Source organism: Sphaerospermopsis reniformis, assembly GCF_005402885.1.
In the GTDB taxonomy this organism is placed as follows: domain Bacteria; phylum Cyanobacteriota; class Cyanobacteriia; order Cyanobacteriales; family Nostocaceae; genus Sphaerospermopsis; species Sphaerospermopsis kisseleviana.
In genome coordinates this window covers 1-4,325 of sequence record NZ_BJCE01000340.1, presented here as the reverse complement: position 1 = coordinate 4,325, position 4,325 = coordinate 1, and the positions used below count along the sequence as shown (strand labels likewise).

Sequence of the window (4,325 nt, the reverse complement as noted above, 5' to 3'; positions counted from 1 at the left end):
ATTGGCTGCTGGTTATTGTTGTCTGGTGATTAGTATCTGATTATTGTTTACTGAGTACTGTTTTGTGTTTTTTTTTTTTTGGTTACTGATGACGGGTTACGAGTTTTCGGTAAGTGGTTAGTGTTGAGTGGTGAGCTGTTCCGATTTAGTAGTAATGTTTGAGTATTGACTGGTGACTGGTGACTGGTGACTGGTGACTGGTGACTGGTGACTGGTGACTGGTGACTGGGTAATCAATTTTATTTTTTCCAATTACCAATTACCAATTACCAATATAACTAAACTCCCGCAGTAGTTTTTACCCTTTCTCTTTTTCCTTTTGCCACTAACCATTTACCACCAGAAGGGGCTGAGGTGACACCACGACGCACGGGTTTAACAGGAATATTGTTCACTAATTCAAAATCTAATTGTGAAAGAATTGTGGCTAAAACTAGCTTCATTTCAAATAGTGCAAATGACATTCCTAAACATTTACGATTTCCACCACCAAAGGGTAAATATTCATAGGGTGCAAATTGTTTTTCTAAAAATCTTTCTGGTTTAAATTTCTCTGGTTCGGGATATAAATCTGGGCGGCGATGGGTTGAATATATGCAGCCTACTAACCATGAACCTGGGGGAAATTCATAACCCATGATTTCTATTGGTGATTTAACAATTCTCGGTAAGGTAATCATGGCAATGGGATAAATGCGGAGAGTTTCGTTACAAACTGCAGTTAAATAAGGTAGGCGAAAAATTTCGTTTTTATCTGTATTTTCATCTATGTTATTTAACTCTTGTAACAGGTTTTCTCGCACTTCTGGTAAATGATGAATCCAATATAATGCCCATGTAATTGCGGAAGCTGTGGTTTCATGACCTGCTACTAACAAAGTCATTAATTCATCTCGCAATTCTACATCGGTCATGGCTTCACCATTTTCATCTCGCGCTGACATCATCAAAGAAAGAATATCAGTTCGATTTGGATCAGGATGATCTCTGCGTTCTTGAATTTCTGCATATAATAATTGATCAATTTTTTCCCTTTGTCGTAAAAAATAACCCCAGGGACTCCATTCTCCTAAATCTACTTGTAGTGCTGGGAAAAAATTAACGGCTGCTCGTAGGGGAGTATCACCGAAATTCAAAAGTGAACAAAGCAGCTTTTCTAATTCTCTAAATCTTTCTCCTTCACAGATGCCAAATACTGTATGTAAAATAACTTTTAGAGAAATTTCTTGGATTGATTCTCTGACAGAAAATGGTGTACCTATTTGCCATTTGTTGATCACTTCTTTGGTAATATCAGTGATAGTTTTACCATAGGCTTTCATGCGATCGCCATAAAATGGTGGTGTTAATAATCGCCGTTGACGTTGGTGTTCTGTTCCACTCAGCAACAATAAAGATTTTTCACCCAAAAAAGATTTTAAAAGTTGTGAACCTCTAGCATCTAATTTTTCTAGAGAAGCTGCAAAAAGTTCTTGAATTGCTTGGGGATGACTAATAAATATAATTGGTTCTTTACCAAGAATATATGTCTGGAAAAAATCACCATAATCTTTGGCATTTTTTTCCATAAATCCCCAAGGGTTGAATAACCATTGGAAGCGTTGGATAAATTGGGGAGTTGTCAGAGTAGGTAAGCTGGGCATAATACAAAAGATTAAAAATGATTTCTTACTAGATTAACAAATATAACCATAAATGCCAAATATGTATAAAAAATCTATCTTGAGGTTATTTCTACCTATTTATATTGATGAGTTTGAATAGTTTTAATGTCAGGAGTCAGAATTCAGGATTCAGAAGTTATTAATGTTGACTTTTGACTTAATTTATCTCCCCATCTCCGTCATCTCCTCTGTTACCTGATCCTTCCTATTCTCTCCTATGTATTGTTACCCAATGAGAACCAATTTGTATTTTTCTTTCTTCCATTATTTGTTTAAATAAATCTGTAGTTAATGCTGCTTCTACAGGTAAAACTCCGGGGTGTTTCAATTTACCTTCTAATAATAATTTGGCAATACTACCAGTACCTAAACCAGAAGCAATGGCTGTATTTTCATGGATTAATGTAGAAACATAAGCTGCTGTTTTACTATCTTTTTTTCCTGTGACTTCTGCGCGTACTGCTACACCAATTCCAGTAAAGATATTAGTAAAATCGGTCATGCGATGACTAACATGAGATAAAAATTCAATGGTTTCTTTCTTCTGTATTAACCATTTAGGAAAAATATGGGCGGTTATCCAAGTGAGATGGTTATAAAAATCAGGAACTGAACCAAATTTAGTAATTACAGTTTTGACAGTGGGGAAAGAATGGGGTAAGGTGATAGTTTCTGGCATATCAAACCAGTAAACTCCATTGCGTTTGTAGGGTAGGGAAAAATTTATTTCTTCCCTATCAGTATAGGGTTTAATTAACTGCCATTTGCCATTAATCCAAGCATTAAAAGAATGTTGTAAACCTAAAAAAGTGGTTCGCATGACTGTAACACCAGCACCACCAGAACCAGATACTAAATAACTTAAATGTATTTTTTCTGGTAAATCAAATTGTTCGATTCCTTGACGGACTAAACTGTTAGAAATACCAGGGAAAATACCCGTGTTAATAATTGCGGTGACACCAGCATTAACAGCTTTTTCATGTAATTTTAGGGCTTTTTGGGTGTAGGAACGGTGATCACTAACATCAAGATAATTGACACCTTGATCAATGCAAATTTCTAAAACTTGGGTGTCTCGATAGTGAAATGGTCCTGCACAGTGGATAACGAGGTGAGAGTTGGCGATCGCCTCTTGTAATTTTTCCACCTCACTCAAATCTAAAATCAGAAATTGCTCTCTTCCTCCCGAAGACAAGCTGACACCCTTTCCCGTCTCTGGGGAACGTCCAGTGATGGTAATATTTGCCTGGGTGTGGCTGAGAATATCATTAGCAACTGCGCTACCAATGCGTCCCCTTCCACCTAGTATTAATACACGATCTGTCATGATTACAGTTTAGACAACATTATGACAACATTATGACAACATTATTTTTATTTCACCAGATTTGTGTCCCCTTTGTCATCAGTTGTAAGTATGATAAGAATATTAGGGTTCAGAAATGCTAAACCCCTAACCCAAGGAAATCTTCATACTGTTGATGACGGGTATTTTCTGGGGAGCATCCCAATGAAAGCATGAAGGCAAAAATAACCTTTAAATATGACGGTGACAGAATTGGCTAATATTTTGGGTGTGTCTCGCAAAACGGTTTCAGAAATTGTGAATGAACGTGCAAGTGTAACACCTAATATTGCTTTGCGGTTAGCAAGTGCTTTTCAAACTACGCCGGAACTGAGGAAGAGATTTGATGTTTATATCATTATTATAATTATTGTTGGGTTTCCTTGCGTCAACCCAACCTAAAAACTACTACAAACTACTGTTTAAGACCTTTAATAAATTCTGTTCTCGCATCAATAATGGAAGGCATGAAAACACAATTTACTAACAAATCTATATCTAAATCTGGTAATAATTCACTTTGATTAATTTGCTCATAGTTATTATTTTTCAGATGATAGAGAGATAATTGATCATTTTCCCAAAACCAGACTTCGGTAATATTAAACCTTTTATATTTTTCCAGTTTATCAATACTACCACTGGTAATATTCACCTCAATTGCTAAATCTGGATTGGATTTTTTTTCTCCGATATAATAAGATTCATCAGGTTCAAAGGAAGCATTCTTTTCTTTTGCGCGACGAGTAGCACTACCGACTGGGATAAAGTTTATCCCTGTTTCAAAGAGATATGCTTCTATCAAAATAGCGATAATTTTTTTGATATTTTCGTGTTGTTCACCAAGTGTCATAAATTCTATGCACCCATCAAGATAAGTTATCCGCAAGTTTCCAGCATCTGCGGTTAAGGTTTCTATGATTTCAAATTCCTTCCAGGTGTAATAACCAGGTAGAAGAAATCGCTGTTCGCAAATTGTGGTGGTTTTGTCTAAGGTTTGGATAGTCATAGTAAATTTATGTTTATGACTTTATTTTTGATTATAACTCATGGTTAAGAAACCTAGTTAGTTATTAAATCTTTTTTAAACTGCAAACATCACTATCTTACTATAAATTAGCTCAAAACAGCAAATTTTCAAAAGGATAACTTTGCTTCCAACGATAGGTATTAAAGTCCCGTTGATCTACTAGACCTGTCCGAAAATTAAAAAGGCAGTCTGTGTATGGCTTTGAGGATGTTCTCATTTCAGCCAGACTTGACGTAATCATCAGGGCTAGAGATAGTTACTGTTAGTATAGCCCGGAAAAAAT

Annotated in this window: 4 protein-coding genes; 1 reads left to right on the top strand and 3 read right to left on the bottom strand. The window is 35.8% G+C overall.

Annotation, left to right across the window (positions count from 1 at the left end):
• Window positions 1–278: 278 nt before the first annotated feature.
• The gene (locus FFR48_RS25850) at window positions 279–1,643 is read right to left on the bottom strand and encodes a cytochrome P450 (RefSeq protein ID WP_137669340.1); all 1,365 of its coding nucleotides are present in this window, start codon (window positions 1,641–1,643) and stop codon (window positions 279–281) included.
• A 226-nt stretch (window positions 1,644–1,869) separates the two neighbouring features.
• Window positions 1,870–2,994 (bottom strand): saccharopine dehydrogenase family protein, encoded by a 1,125-nt coding sequence (locus FFR48_RS25845; protein ID WP_137669339.1) that lies wholly within the window; start codon window positions 2,992–2,994, stop codon window positions 1,870–1,872.
• 216 nt (window positions 2,995–3,210) lie between these two features.
• On the opposite strand from FFR48_RS25845, the gene FFR48_RS25840 reads away from it, so the two are divergent.
• Complete coding sequence (locus FFR48_RS25840; RefSeq protein ID WP_137669338.1) at window positions 3,211–3,414, top strand: HigA family addiction module antitoxin; 204 nt, start codon at window positions 3,211–3,213, stop codon at window positions 3,412–3,414.
• A gap of 13 nt (window positions 3,415–3,427) precedes the next feature.
• On the opposite strand, the gene FFR48_RS25835 is transcribed toward FFR48_RS25840, so the two are convergent.
• Entirely contained in the window at window positions 3,428–4,021 is a 594-nt protein-coding gene (locus FFR48_RS25835; RefSeq protein WP_137669337.1) for a Uma2 family endonuclease, read from the bottom strand.
• Between the last annotated feature and the right edge of the window lie 304 nt (window positions 4,022–4,325).